The following is a 12,344-nucleotide window of genomic DNA, read 5'->3' as shown; positions in this document are numbered from 1 at the left end:
GTCCCGCCGGGTCGGTTCGCCGACCGGGCGGATCAGTTGATCACCGGCCATCTTCTGGGGCGTCTTTGATATTCACAGTAGCGGTGACCGACATGCCCGGACGAATCTTGCCGCGCAGCGGGTTGTCCGCGGCGAAGGTCAGTTTGACCGGGATCCGTTGTACGACCTTGGTGAAGTTGCCGGTGGCATTGTCCGGCGGCAACAGGCTGAACTGCGCGCCCGAGGCGGCGAACAGGCTGTCGACCCGCGCGTCGATTGGCGTGTCGCTGTAGGCATCGAAGGTCAGTTCGGCCTTCTGCCCGGGCTGCATGTGCCCGATCTGGGTTTCCTTGAAGTTGGCCTGAATCCAGATGTCTTCATCCGGGACGATCGACATCAGGTAGGCGCCGGCTTGCACCACTTGACCGTTGCGCGCGGCGCGCTGGCCGATCAGGCCGCTGATAGGCGCGTGGATTTCACTGCGGGTCAGGTTCAGTTCGGCCTGGGCCAGATCGGTACTGGCGTTGGCGATCTGCGCATCGAGGCGTTTAATTTCGGCGCTTAAAGCGTTGATCTGCTGGCGCTGACTCTGCGCATCGGCCTGGGCCTTGGCCACTTGCGAGCGGGCGATGTGGTTGTCGGCGGAGAGGGTGGTCACCCGCTCTTCGGAGACGTAACCGGGTTTGCGCAGGGTCTCGGCGCGAATCAGATCGATCTGCGAACGGCCCAGGCTCGCCTGGCTGGAGGCGACCTGTGCTTCGCTGGCGGCAATCAGGCTGGCCTGTTGGGTCAGTTTGCTCTGGGCTTGCAGGCGCTCGGCCTGACGGGTGGCGAGGGCAGCGTTGGCGCGATCGACGGCGAGACGGAAGTCATCGCCTTCGAGTTTGATCAACAGCTGGCCTTTCTCGACGTGCTGGTTGTCGTGCACCAGCACCTGGTCGATGCGGGCGGACAACTGGCTCGATACGCGGGTGATTTCGCCCTGGACATAGGCGTTGTCGGTGCTTTCGTAAAAGCGCCCCTTCAAGAACCAGTGGGCGAACAGACCGCCGGCAATCAGCAGGACAATCAGGAGGAAGGTGTACAGGCGACGCTTGAGTTGGGCAGGCATGGGGCAAACTGTAGTCATTAAAATGTAAGGGAATATATCAGCAGGCCAATCTGGCATACAGCCGATCAGCGGTAAATGCCGGTGGCTGATATTTGCTCATTCACTGCGTAATACGCATGTAACACCCGCAACCTTGGCTTAAATGCCCTGTTCACTGGAGCCGGGCGGGTGTCGCCTGTTACCATTCGCCTCTTGTTGGATATTCGCTTTTATTCTTTTTGAGACATGCCATGACCACCGTCCGCACTCGCATCGCGCCATCGCCTACCGGGGATCCCCACGTAGGTACCGCTTACATCGCATTGTTCAACTACTGCTTTGCCAAGCAGCATGGCGGTGAGTTCATCCTGCGGATCGAAGACACCGACCAAGTGCGTTCGACTCGCGAGTCCGAGCAGCAGATTTTCGACGCCTTGCGCTGGCTGGGCATCGACTGGAGCGAAGGCCCGGATGTGGGTGGCCCGCACGGTCCCTATCGCCAGAGCGAACGCGGCGATATCTACCAGAAGTACTGCCAGCAACTGGTCGACATGGGCCACGCTTTCCCGTGCTTCTGCACCGCTGAAGAGCTGGACCAGATGCGTGCCGAGCAGCAGGCACGTGGCGAAACTCCGCGATACGACGGCCGCGCGCTGCTGTTGTCCAAGGAGGAAGTGGCCCGTCGCCTGGCGGCCGGCGAGCCCCACGTGATCCGCATGAAAGTGCCGAGCGAAGGTGTCTGCGTGGTGCCGGACATGTTGCGTGGCGACGTTGAAATCCCGTGGGATCGCATGGACATGCAGGTCCTGATGAAGACCGACGGCCTGCCGACCTACTTCCTGGCCAACGTGGTCGATGACCACCTGATGGGCATCACTCACGTGTTGCGTGGCGAGGAATGGCTGCCGTCGGCGCCTAAATTGATCCTGCTTTACGAGTACTTCGGCTGGGAACAACCGGAGCTGTGCTACATGCCGCTGCTGCGTAACCCGGACAAGAGCAAGCTGTCCAAGCGCAAGAACCCGACCTCGGTGACCTTCTACGAGCGCATGGGCTTCATGCCGGAAGCGATGCTCAACTACCTGGGGCGCATGGGCTGGTCGATGCCGGACGAGCGTGAAAAGTTCTCCCTGCAGGAAATGGTCGACAACTTCGACCTCAAGCGCGTGTCCCTCGGCGGGCCGATTTTCGACATCGAAAAGCTGTCGTGGCTCAATGGCCAATGGCTGCGTGACCTGCCGGTGGAAGAATTCGCCGCGCGTGTGCAGAAGTGGGCGCTCAACTCCGAGTACATGATGAAGATCGCGCCGCACGTGCAAGGCCGGGTTGAAACCTTCAGCCAGGTTGCACCGCTGGCCGGGTTCTTCTTTGCCGGTGGCGTGAATCCGGATGCGAAGCTGTTCGAATCGAAGAAGCTCTCGGGCGATCAGGTCCGTCAGTTGATGCAGTTGATCCTGTGGAAGCTGGAAAGCCTGCGCCAGTGGGAGAAGGACAGCATTACCGCAACCATCCAGACGGTGGTCGAATCCCTGGAGCTGAAGCTGCGTGATGCCATGCCGCTGATGTTCGCCGCGATCACGGGGCAGGCCAGCTCGGTATCGGTGCTGGACGCGATGGAGATCCTCGGTCCGGACCTGACCCGTTTCCGCTTGCGTCAGGCGCTCGACCTGCTGGGCGGCGTTTCGAAGAAAGAAAACAAAGAGTGGGAAAAGCTGTTGGGTGCTATTGCCTGACACGCTTGGTGAAGGGCTGATGGCCATTGTGTGCCCCCGTCGTGGTGCGCGCGGTGGCCCTCAGACCCCCGAATTTTCGGGGGGAGGGCGGTAAGTGATTGTTATGTCGGCAAAAAATTTTAAATTTTTTGCAAAATAAGTTTGACAGGCCTTCGATACGCCCTTAAGATTCGCCCCGTCCTCAGCGATGACATCAACGATGAGGGGCTATAGCTCAGCTGGGAGAGCGCTTGCATGGCATGCAAGAGGTCGACGGTTCGATCCCGTCTAGCTCCACCAATTTACACTTCAAGGTCTGGCCACCCCGGCCTTGAAGCGATCAACACTCAGCGTTGATCAGTTGTATAGAAGGGTTTGCGTCCCCTTCGTCTAGTGGCCTAGGACACCGCCCTTTCACGGCGGTAACAGGGGTTCGAGTCCCCTAGGGGACGCCAGTTTTACAGAAGCGATGTTGCAAGATGTCGCTCCGCCGCGAGGCGAAAAATCCGGGGCTATAGCTCAGCTGGGAGAGCGCCTGCATGGCATGCAGGAGGTCAGCGGTTCGATCCCGCTTAGCTCCACCAATTTTACAAGTTCAAGGTCTGGCCACACCGGCCTTGAATCGATCAGCTCTCAGCACTGATCAGTTGTATAGAAGGGTTTGTGTCCCCTTCGTCTAGTGGCCTAGGACACCGCCCTTTCACGGCGGTAACAGGGGTTCGAGTCCCCTAGGGGACGCCACGATTACCCGCTCTGCGGGATTTTATAAGGGTCATTCAATTATTGAATGGCCCTTTTGTTTGTCTGGCGTTTGGCCAAATCCCCCATTTCTTATCAAACTGTTCTTCAGACCAGCGGTCACATCTACGGCTTGCAGAAAATTATTATGAGAATAATATTCTAGTCGTAATATTCGGAGGCATCGATGAACGATAAAAAAGCTCAAACCCGCGAACGTATCCTCAAGGCGGCCAGCTCGGCGCTAATCCAGCGTGGGCCGGCTGAGCCAAGCGTGGGTGAAGTGATGGGCGCGGCGGGCCTGACGGTCGGCGGCTTCTACGCGCACTTCGAAAGCAAGGACGCGATGATGCTGGAAGCGTTCAAGCAGCTGCTCGGTCACCGTCGCGACCTGATTGCCGACATGGACGCCCAATTGACCGGCGAAGAGCGCCGGGCACTGGTGGCTGCGTTCTACCTGTCACGCAAGCACCGTGACTCCTCCGAATCGGCGTGCCCGATCCCGGCTTCGGTCGGCGAACTGGGGCGCCTGCCGGACGAATTTCGGGCGGCCCTGAATGAACACCTGGAGCTGATGATCGCGCAGTTGGCGGCCAGCCCCGAAGAAACCGACAAAGCTCTGGCCGATATGGCCTTGATGGTCGGCGGCCTGTCCCTGGCGCGCGCGCTGGGGCCGGGTGAGTTGTCCGATCGTTTACTGCGCGCCGCCAAGTCGGCTGTGCGTTGACCTGAAGGCTGCGGCCTGGGGAGAATGCGATGAGCACGTTGAAGTGGGTTCGTGGCGTTAATGGTACCTTGGGCTGGTTCGCACCGAAGCTGGTTGCAAGAAAAATGCGCCTGGCCTTCATGACCCCGCGGGACCTGCCACCCCGGGACTGGGAGCTGCCGCTGCTGGCGAAGTCCGAGCGCATCACCTTGCGTTTCGGCCTCTCGGTGTTGCGCTGGGGGCAAGGCCCGGCAGTACTGCTGATGCATGGCTGGGAAGGGCGGCCAACCCAGTTCGCCAGCCTGATCACGGCGCTGGTCGATGCCGGTTACTCGGTGGTGGCCCTGGACGGCCCCGCACACGGTCGTTCACCCGGTAGTGAAGCCAATGTCATGCTGTTCGCCCGCGCCATGCTCGAGGCCGCCGCCGAATTGCCACCGCTGCAAGCGGTCATCGGCCATTCCATGGGTGGTGCCAGTGCAATGCTCGCGGTGCAGTTGGGCTTGCGTACCGAAACCCTGGTGACCATTGCCGCCCCGGCACGCATCCTTGGCGTATTGCGCGGCTTTGCACGCTACGTGCGGCTGCCGCCCAAGGCCCGTTCGGCGTTCATTCGCCAGGTCGAGCAAGACGTCGGCATGCGCGCTGCGATGCTGGATGTCGCGCACTATCAACTCGACATGCCTGGCCTGATCGTCCATGCCGAAGATGACTGCCTTGTACCGGTCAAGGAGTCGCAACTGATCCACGAAGCCTGGTTCGACAGCCGTTTACTGCGCCTGCAAGAGGGTGGTCATCAGCGCGTACTGGCCGACCCTCGGGTAATTGATGGCGTGTTATCACTGCTGGCCGGACGCAGCCTGCAATCACGCCAATCGGCCTGAGCATCCGTTACACTGCGCCGGTGGAAATTATCTGACCGGGAGTGGGGCATGGGCTGGGATCGGGAAACACCATTTGTCATTGATCTGCAGGTGGGCGCCGAGGACATCGACGGGCTTGGCCACGCAAACAACGCGGTGTACGTGACCTGGCTCGAACGCTGCGCCTGGCGTCACTCTCAGCGTCTGGGCCTGGATCTGGTCGAATATCGTCGCCTGGATCGGGCGATGGCAGTGGTGCGGCACGAGATCGATTACCTGGCGGCCGCCTATGAAGGCGATGAGTTGCAGTTGGCGACCTGGATCGTCGATTGGGATCAGCGCCTGAAAATGACCCGGCACTTCCAGTTGATTCGCCCCAGCGACAATTCGACGTTGCTGCGTGCGCAGACCACTTTCGTCTGCATCGAGCTGTCCAGCGGCAAGCCCAAGCGTATGCCGGCTGAGTTCATTGAAGGCTACGGCCCGGCGGTTCAGCAGCAGGCATTGGTGTAACTAATGTGGGAGCGGGCTTGCTCGCCAAAGCGGTGGGTCAGCCTGTATCACTGCTCAATGACACACCGCCTTCGCGAGCAAGCCCGCTCCCACATTGATGAATCTGCGATGTTCTGCAGATTTTTCGCGTAATCCAGTAAACTGCCGCACGTTTTTCGTTGAGTGTGTTTTTCATGCAAATTGCTTTGGCGCCCATGGAGGGGTTGGTCGACGACATCCTGCGCGACGTGCTGACCCGGGTGGGCGGCATTGACTGGTGTGTGACCGAGTTCATCCGGGTCAACGATCAGTTGCTCACGCCGGCCTATTTCCACAAGTTCGGCCCCGAACTGCTCAACGGCGCCCGCACCGCGTCCGGCGTGCCGCTGCGCGTGCAGCTATTGGGTTCGGATCCTGTGTGCCTGGCGGAAAACGCCGCGCTCGCCTGCGAGCTGGGTTCCGAGGTCATCGACCTGAACTTCGGCTGCCCGGCCAAGACCGTGAACAAATCCCGTGGTGGCGCAGTACTGCTCAAAGAGCCTGAACTGCTGAACCAGATCGTCGAGCACGTCCGTCGCGCCGTGCCTGCGCACATTCCGGTCACCGCCAAGATGCGCCTGGGTTTCGACAGCCCGGACGGTTCGCTGGTGTGCGCCACGGCTTTGGCCGAGGGCGGGGCGGAGCACATCGTAGTGCATGCGCGGACCAAGGTGGACGGCTACAAGCCGCCGGCCCACTGGGAATGGATTCCGCGGGTGCAGGATGTGGTCAAGGTGCCGGTGTTCGCCAACGGTGATATCTGGAGCGTCGACGATTGGCGCCGTTGCCGCGAGATCAGTGGCGTGGAGGACATCATGCTCGGTCGCGGCCTGGTTTCTCGTCCCGACCTGGCCCGGCAAATCGCCGCGGCACGGGCCGGCGAAGAAGTGGTCGAGATGACCTGGGCCGAGCTGCTGCCGCTGATCCAGGATTTCTGGCTGCAAGCCAAGGCGCAGATGACCGCTCGGCAATCGCCGGGTCGCCTGAAGCAGTGGCTGGCCATGCTGACCCGCAATTACCCTGAGGCGGTGGAGCTGTTTTCCCTCCTGCGTCGCGAGACTGAACTCGATCAGGTCTCACGTTTATTGGGTCTGCCGGTCGCTGAAGCAGCCTGAAAAAAATCTGCAAAAAAACTCTTGAAATGCAATCAGCGGTCCCTATCTAAGGGGTACGCGATGCCGAATTCGGGTCGCGGAGACAAAAAACCTTGCTGATTGTTTTCAGGAGATTTGATTCATGACTACTGCATTTTCCCTGGCACCACTGTTCCGTTCCTCGGTTGGTTTCGACCGTTTCAACGACCTGTTCGAAACCGCCCTGCGCAATGAGCCAGGCAGCACCTACCCGCCTTACAACGTGGAAAAACACGGCGACGACCAATACCGCATCGTCGTAGCGGCGGCCGGCTTCCAGGAAGAAGACCTGGAGCTGCAAGTCGAGAAAGGCGTGCTGACCATCAGTGGTGGCAAGCGCGACGCCAACGAAGACGTGACCTTCCTGCACCAGGGCATCGCCCAGCGTGCATTCAAACTGTCCTTCCGTCTGGCGGACCATATCGAAATCAAGGCCGCCGGTTTGAGCAACGGTCTGCTGAGCATAGACCTGCTGCGGGTGATTCCGGAAGAGGCGAAAGCCAAGCGCATCCCGATCAATGGGGTGCAGAAGCCGGCTTTGCAGCATTGAGTCGATGTAGAAAAATGCCGTTACAGGCTGTGTGAAAACCCGTCCTGTTACGGAAAAAGCGGATGCCCCGACGTGTCGGGGCATTTGCTTTTCTGCGTGCTGAAAAGATTTTCGGCGCTATCGTGACGTCAGCGCAGGCTGATTTACAGTTGAGCATCGCAACTCTGGCAACGATACATCTATCGTCAGCGGGCCAGGTCAAGGATTGGTCCATGGCGTGGCCAGTGACAGCTTGATGAGGTAGCGCTCCTCGGTGGGGTGCCTGTAATCCTTGAATCGATTGACCACCAGCATCACTTGATACTGGGTGCCCGCATGCCAGTAGGAGGTGCCGCCCTTGTTCACGTCACGCAGTCGGGAACGCCACTCTGGCGTGTCGGCGAATGGTGGATCTTTCTCAACGCGGATGGGTACCCAGCCAGCGTTGCGCCATTGCTTCTGTAGATCCAGCACGATCTTGAGGGTTTCGTCGAGCAGCAAAGGTTCGATTTGTGGGGACATATTGACACCGTTGATTGACCCGTCACGATTGAACGTAACCGTGAAGTAGCGTGCCAGCGGAGTTATGAACCCATATTGAGGATCGATGAAACGAAGACGAGCGTCCGACTTGGGTAAACGTCCCCAAAAATGGCCGGCGATGGCTGGATCAATCGATGCGCTGGAGCGCTTGCGCATATTTTCCCAAGGTTCGCCAATTAGCAGGGCGATTTCCGGTTCTTCGGATAGCAACTCAATTGCTGAAAGCGCCAAGGCTGATACGACCGCCAGTACCAAAACGCCATGCTGCCAGTTCAGGCGGCGTACCAAACTCATTGCACACCCCGAGATCGGTGGATTCCCAGTGTGATGAGGTAGCGTTCCTCGGTGGGACGTCTATTGTCCTTGAAGCGGTGAGCCAGCAGCATCAGTTGATATTTATCGCCGGCTCGCCAATAGGCTGCACCGACTTTATTGACATCGCGAAGTTGAGCTCGCCATTGCGGCGTATCGGCGAACGATGGGTAGTCGTTGAGCCGAATGGGTACCCAGCCGGCTTTACGCCACTGATCTTGCAGATCCAGTATGACCTTGAGGGTGTCGTCGAGTAGTAGTGGCTCGATTTGCGGGGACATGCGGACACTCCTCACCTTCTCATCCGTAAAACTCACGGTAAAGAATCGGGCCAAAGGTGTCACAAAGCCGAATTGGGGATCTGCGAAGCGAAGACGGGCATCAGACTTGGGAATGTTGAACCAGGAGTGGCCCGGTATGGCTGAATCGATACTTGCGCTGGAACGCTGGCGCATTGCCTCGTATGGCTCGCCAATTACCAAGGCANTTGGGAATGTTGAACCAGGAGTGGCCCGGTATGGCTGAATCGATACTTGCGCTGGAACGCTGGCGCATTGCCTCGTATGGCTCGCCAATTACCAAGGCAATTTCCGGGTCGTCCGATAGCAACACAATTGCTGATAGCGTCAGGAGGGATGCGACCGCCAATACAAAACTGTCACGCGGCCAGTTCAGGCGGTGCATCAAACTCATTCCATCCCTCGAGACTGGTGGATTCCCAGTGTAATGAGGTAGCGCTGCTCGGTAGGGCGTTTTTTGTCCATGAAGCGGTGAGCCAGCAACATCAGTTGATATTTGTCGCCAGCTCGCCAGTACGCCGAACCACTTTTGTTGGCATCGCGCAGTTTGGCCCGCCATTGCGGCGTGTCGGCGAACGATGGGAATTCCTTGACCAGGATGGGTACCCAGCCGGCTTTACGCCATTGATCTTGCAGATCCAGTATGACCTTGAGGGTTTCGTCGAGCGTTAGAGGTTCGACTTGGGGGGACATTCGGACACCTCCAATCCGTTCGTCATCGTACATTACCGTTAGAAAGCGGGCCTTGGGCGTTACGAAACCGTACTTGGGATCAATGAAGCGCAGTCGCGCATCGGATCTGGGAACAGCGAACCAGGAATGCCCCGATATGGCTGGGGCGATACTTGAGCTGGAGCGCTGGCGCATGGCTTCGTAAGGCTCGCCAATCATCAGTGCGATTTCTGGCTCATCCGAAAGTGTTTGAATCGCCGCAAGCGTGAGTAGGACGGCGACTGCCAGTACCAGCGCACTACGTCGCCAGTCCACGCGGTGCACCAAATTCATCGTACGCCCCCATCTAGGGCGATCTCTCGAATCGACCGCTCAATCTGGCCGCGCTGGTCGCTGTGCAGTAAATCGTCAAACTGCGCCGCGGCTTTAAGTACGAAGGCCATACGCCGCTTGACGTCTGCCAGATCGGCGAAGGGAAAGTCGCTAAAACCAATGGTGCACCCGTCCTCGACGGGACGGCGCTGGCTGGACAGAGTCAGCTCAACGGCCTGCGCAGCCCCGCAAGGAAAGTTGGTGACGTAGGAAAACTGGTTAACGCGGAGCAACCATTTCAGTCCAGTGTCATCGTACATAGCTGGCTGCAAGATGTTGATCTGTTCGTGCCTGGCGTAGTCGAAGTGGACGATCCACCCGTTATCCTCAGCCGGTGCGCCAATGAGCTCCAGCGTCAAAGGCCAGTTCAAGGGTTGGTCCAGGGCGTGGCTAGTGCCAGCGTGATGAGGTAGCGCTCTTCCGTGGGGCGCTTTTTATCCTTGATACGGCCGACTACCAGCATCACTTGATAGCGGTTACCGGCATGCCAATAGGAGGTGCCGCCCTTGTTCACGTCGCGCAATTGGGCCCGCCATTGGGGCGTATCGGCGAATGGTGGGTCTTCCTCAACCCGGATCGGAGTCCAGCCGGCTGAGCGCAATTGCTCCTGCAGATCCAGCACGACCTTGAGGGTCTCATCGAGCAGTAGTGGCTCGATTTGTGGGGACATACGGACACCATGGATCCGTTCATCATCGAACATCACCGTCAGAAAACGGGCAAGTGGGGTTACAAAACCGTACTGAGGATCAATAAAGCGCAGGCGCGCGTCGGATTTTGGCATGCTGAACCATGATCGACCTGGAATGGCAGGATCTATGCTCACAGTGGAGCGCTGACGCATGGCTTCGTAAGGCTCGCCAATCAACAGGGCGATTTCCGGTTCATCCGATAGGACTTCAATCGCTGCTGCCAGGAGGGCCGCGACTGCCAGCAGCGAAAAGCAGCGGCACCAGCCCACACGATGCAGTACGCTCATCGTACGCCGCCACCTAAAGCAATCTCCCGAATCGACTGCGCAATCCGATCGCTGTGCAGCAAATCCTCAAACTGTGCTGCGGCTTTAAGCACGAAGGCCGTACGCCGGTCGACGTCTGCCAGATCGGCGAAGGGAAAGTTGCTAAAACCAATGGAGCACCCGTCCTCGACGGGACGGCGCTGGCTGGACAGAGTCAGCTCAACGGCCTGCGCAGCCCCGCAAGGAAAGTTGGTGACGTAGGAGAAATAGTTCCCGCGGAGCAACCATTTTAGTCCAGTGTCACCGTACATAGCAGGCTGCAAGATGTTGATCTGTTCGTGCCTGGCGTAGCCGAAGTGGACGATCCACCCGTTATCCTCAGCCGGTGCGCCTATGAGCTCCAGTGTCAAATGCCGGATCAAGGGTTGGTCCAGGGCGTGGCCAGTGACAGCGTGATCAGGTAGCGTTCTTCAGTTGGGCGCTTGTTGTCCTTGAAGCGATGAACCACCAGCATCACCTGGTATTTGTCACCGGCGTGCCAATAGGACGTACCGCCCTTGTTCACGTCGCGCAAGCGGGCACGCCACGCCGGCGTGTCGGCGAAAGGTGGATCTTCCTTTGCCCGGATGTTTACCCATCCCGCCTTTCGCCATTGCTCTTGCAGATCAAGCACGACCTTGAGGGTGTCGTTGAGCAACAAAGGTTCGATTTGCGGGGACATGCGGACATTACCGACCCGCTCATTATCGAAACTTATGCTGAAGAAACGGGCCAATGGGGTCACGAAGCCGAATTGTGGGTCTACGAAACGCAGGCGAGCATCAGACTTGGGCAATAGACCCCAATAGTGTCCGGGAATGGCTGGATCAATGGCTGCACTGGAGCGACGGCGCATATCCTCCCAGGGTTCGTCTATCATCAGTGCGATTTCTGGCTCATCCGAAAGTGTTTGAATCGCCGCAAGCGTGAGGAGGACGGCGACTGCCAGTGCCAGCGCACTACGTCGCCAGCCCACGCATTGCAGCAGGCTCATCGCACGCCACCGCCTAGGGCTATATTTCGAATCGACCGCTCAAGCTGGTCGCGCTGGTCACTATGCAACAGCTTGTCAAACTGGTCTGCGGCTCTGAGCACAAAAGTCATGCGCTGCTTGATGTCGGAAAGGTCGGCAAACACGCTCTTGCTGAAGCCAACCGTGCGTTGGTCATCTACCAGGCGGCATTGACTGGCCAACGTCAGCTCGATGGCTTCAGCGGCACCGGACGGCAGACCGACCAGATAGGAAAGATGATTGCTGTACAGCAACGAGTTGAATCGCCAGTCACTGTACATCGCTGGTTGCAGGATATTCTGTTGTTCGTGCCAAGCCAGATGTTGGACACTTTTGGGGATGTTGCCAGATTCAATTGCTTCGAACGCCAAAAGGATTTCTTTGTGGTCAATCCCGAACTGCAGTGTTTCTTGCCCGACAGGCCACAGCACCGGATGCTCACCACTTCCATAGATGTCTTTTCGAGAAGGCAGGCATACCTTGAGCGCTTCCAACCCCCGTTCCGCGTAAAACACATGCAACGGATACACATCGAGAAACAGCGTGGTATTGCCCATGGCCAGCATCTCGTACACATGCTGAAATTGTTGTTGTACTAGGGACAAGGGTTCACCGTCGCGCCGATGGTCCAATCCCGGCACCGGATTGTCCCGGCGGGCTTGTTGGTAGTCTCGTTGTGCTTGCTGGTAGTCCTGCAGCCTCGCTTGTCGCTCAGGCTCGCCAAGGCCGAACAACCTGAATCGTTTGTTTGCACTCTTCATCAGGCTCTGTCCCGCTTCGTGTTCAGCCTGCATTTTCTCGACCGACTCCGCCGCATGCAGCAATCCGCAGCCAACCTGTTTCGAAGCAAAGGCTG

General features: G+C 58.5%; 14 protein-coding genes, 4 tRNA genes and 1 pseudogene. 10 read left to right on the top strand and 9 right to left on the bottom strand.

All coding sequences use genetic code 11. From position 1 onward, the window contains the following. Positions 1-40: 40 nt before the first annotated feature. Positions 41-1,090: an HlyD family secretion protein gene (locus ASE98_RS04060; RefSeq protein WP_060540083.1), complete on the bottom strand. Its 1,050-nt coding sequence runs from the start codon at positions 1,088-1,090 to the stop codon at positions 41-43. A gap of 230 nt (positions 1,091-1,320) precedes the next feature. Between ASE98_RS04060 and gltX the strand changes: the two genes are divergently transcribed. From gltX to ASE98_RS04010, 10 genes are all read left to right on the top strand, one after another. Next, a complete protein-coding gene (gene gltX / locus ASE98_RS04055; protein WP_060540082.1) occupies positions 1,321-2,802 on the top strand; it encodes a glutamate--tRNA ligase in 1,482 nt (493 codons plus the stop codon). Between the two features lie 203 nt (positions 2,803-3,005). After that, positions 3,006-3,081 (top strand) — tRNA-Ala (locus ASE98_RS04050). 79 nt (positions 3,082-3,160) lie between these two features. After that, positions 3,161-3,236: transfer RNA gene (locus ASE98_RS04045), tRNA-Glu, on the top strand. Between the two features lie 53 nt (positions 3,237-3,289). Beyond that, positions 3,290-3,365: transfer RNA gene (locus tag ASE98_RS04040), tRNA-Ala, on the top strand. Positions 3,366-3,446: 81 nt separating this feature from the next. Then, positions 3,447-3,522 (top strand) — tRNA-Glu (locus tag ASE98_RS04035). A 184-nt stretch (positions 3,523-3,706) separates the two neighbouring features. After that, positions 3,707-4,246 (top strand): TetR/AcrR family transcriptional regulator, encoded by a 540-nt coding sequence (locus tag ASE98_RS04030; protein ID WP_060540081.1) that lies wholly within the window; start codon positions 3,707-3,709, stop codon positions 4,244-4,246. A 29-nt stretch (positions 4,247-4,275) separates the two neighbouring features. Continuing rightward, positions 4,276-5,109 carry an alpha/beta fold hydrolase gene (locus tag ASE98_RS04025; RefSeq protein WP_060540080.1) on the top strand — a complete coding sequence of 278 codons (834 nt, stop codon included), beginning with the start codon at positions 4,276-4,278 and terminating at the stop codon, positions 5,107-5,109. A gap of 48 nt (positions 5,110-5,157) precedes the next feature. After that, entirely contained in the window at positions 5,158-5,601 is a 444-nt protein-coding gene (locus tag ASE98_RS04020) for an acyl-CoA thioesterase (RefSeq protein WP_060540079.1), read from the top strand. Positions 5,602-5,774: 173 nt separating this feature from the next. Continuing rightward, complete coding sequence (locus ASE98_RS04015; RefSeq protein WP_060540078.1) at positions 5,775-6,734, top strand: tRNA dihydrouridine synthase; 960 nt, start codon at positions 5,775-5,777, stop codon at positions 6,732-6,734. A gap of 121 nt (positions 6,735-6,855) precedes the next feature. Further along, positions 6,856-7,302, top strand: coding sequence for an Hsp20 family protein (locus ASE98_RS04010; RefSeq protein ID WP_060540077.1), 447 nt, complete (start codon positions 6,856-6,858; stop codon positions 7,300-7,302). A 198-nt stretch (positions 7,303-7,500) separates the two neighbouring features. Here ASE98_RS04010 and ASE98_RS04005 read toward each other — a convergent pair whose 3' ends face one another. The 8 genes and pseudogenes from ASE98_RS04005 to ASE98_RS27660 form a co-directional block, all read right to left on the bottom strand. Further along, entirely contained in the window at positions 7,501-8,118 is a 618-nt protein-coding gene (locus tag ASE98_RS04005; protein WP_060540076.1) for a hypothetical protein, read from the bottom strand. After that, positions 8,115-8,622 (bottom strand): annotated as a pseudogene (locus tag ASE98_RS04000) (hypothetical protein); the annotation flags it as partial. The gene ASE98_RS04005 and the pseudogene ASE98_RS04000, both read right to left, overlap by 4 nt. Positions 8,623-8,825: 203 nt before the next feature. After that, complete coding sequence (locus ASE98_RS03995; RefSeq protein WP_060540074.1) at positions 8,826-9,440, bottom strand: hypothetical protein; 615 nt, start codon at positions 9,438-9,440, stop codon at positions 8,826-8,828. After that, on the bottom strand, positions 9,437-9,850 hold the full coding sequence (locus ASE98_RS03990) for a DUF2515 family protein (protein ID WP_060540073.1): 414 nt from the start codon (positions 9,848-9,850) through the stop codon (positions 9,437-9,439). The genes ASE98_RS03995 and ASE98_RS03990 overlap by 4 nt, the downstream gene beginning before the upstream one ends. Beyond that, on the bottom strand, positions 9,847-10,458 hold the full coding sequence (locus ASE98_RS03985) for a hypothetical protein (protein WP_060540072.1): 612 nt from the start codon (positions 10,456-10,458) through the stop codon (positions 9,847-9,849). Before ASE98_RS03985 ends, ASE98_RS03990 begins: the two co-directional genes overlap by 4 nt. Then, positions 10,455-10,859 (bottom strand): DUF2515 family protein, encoded by a 405-nt coding sequence (locus ASE98_RS03980; protein WP_060540071.1) that lies wholly within the window; start codon positions 10,857-10,859, stop codon positions 10,455-10,457. Before ASE98_RS03980 ends, ASE98_RS03985 begins: the two co-directional genes overlap by 4 nt. Further along, positions 10,856-11,470, bottom strand: coding sequence for a hypothetical protein (locus ASE98_RS03975; protein WP_060540070.1), 615 nt, complete (start codon positions 11,468-11,470; stop codon positions 10,856-10,858). Before ASE98_RS03975 ends, ASE98_RS03980 begins: the two co-directional genes overlap by 4 nt. After that, positions 11,467-12,312 (bottom strand): DUF2515 family protein, encoded by an 846-nt coding sequence (locus ASE98_RS27660; RefSeq protein WP_442962691.1) that lies wholly within the window; start codon positions 12,310-12,312, stop codon positions 11,467-11,469. The genes ASE98_RS03975 and ASE98_RS27660 overlap by 4 nt, the downstream gene beginning before the upstream one ends. Positions 12,313-12,344 lie beyond the last annotated feature (32 nt).

This window comes from Pseudomonas sp. Leaf48, from assembly GCF_001421885.1.
GTDB lineage: Bacteria > Pseudomonadota > Gammaproteobacteria > Pseudomonadales > Pseudomonadaceae > Aquipseudomonas.
Note: the sequence above shows the minus strand (reverse complement) of the source record. Positions and strands in the feature narration are given on the sequence as shown.

Coding starts and splice junctions, on each gene's coding strand:
- ASE98_RS04060 (WP_060540083.1), bottom strand. CDS start 1,090: ATGCCTGCCCAACTCAAGCGTCGCCTGTACACCTTCCTCCTGATTGTC.
- gltX (WP_060540082.1), top strand. CDS start 1,321: ATGACCACCGTCCGCACTCGCATCGCGCCATCGCCTACCGGGGATCCC.
- ASE98_RS04030 (WP_060540081.1), top strand. CDS start 3,707: ATGAACGATAAAAAAGCTCAAACCCGCGAACGTATCCTCAAGGCGGCC.
- ASE98_RS04025 (WP_060540080.1), top strand. CDS start 4,276: ATGAGCACGTTGAAGTGGGTTCGTGGCGTTAATGGTACCTTGGGCTGG.
- ASE98_RS04020 (WP_060540079.1), top strand. CDS start 5,158: ATGGGCTGGGATCGGGAAACACCATTTGTCATTGATCTGCAGGTGGGC.
- ASE98_RS04015 (WP_060540078.1), top strand. CDS start 5,775: ATGCAAATTGCTTTGGCGCCCATGGAGGGGTTGGTCGACGACATCCTG.
- ASE98_RS04010 (WP_060540077.1), top strand. CDS start 6,856: ATGACTACTGCATTTTCCCTGGCACCACTGTTCCGTTCCTCGGTTGGT.
- ASE98_RS04005 (WP_060540076.1), bottom strand. CDS start 8,118: ATGAGTTTGGTACGCCGCCTGAACTGGCAGCATGGCGTTTTGGTACTG.
- ASE98_RS03995 (WP_060540074.1), bottom strand. CDS start 9,440: ATGAATTTGGTGCACCGCGTGGACTGGCGACGTAGTGCGCTGGTACTG.
- ASE98_RS03985 (WP_060540072.1), bottom strand. CDS start 10,458: ATGAGCGTACTGCATCGTGTGGGCTGGTGCCGCTGCTTTTCGCTGCTG.
- ASE98_RS03975 (WP_060540070.1), bottom strand. CDS start 11,470: ATGAGCCTGCTGCAATGCGTGGGCTGGCGACGTAGTGCGCTGGCACTG.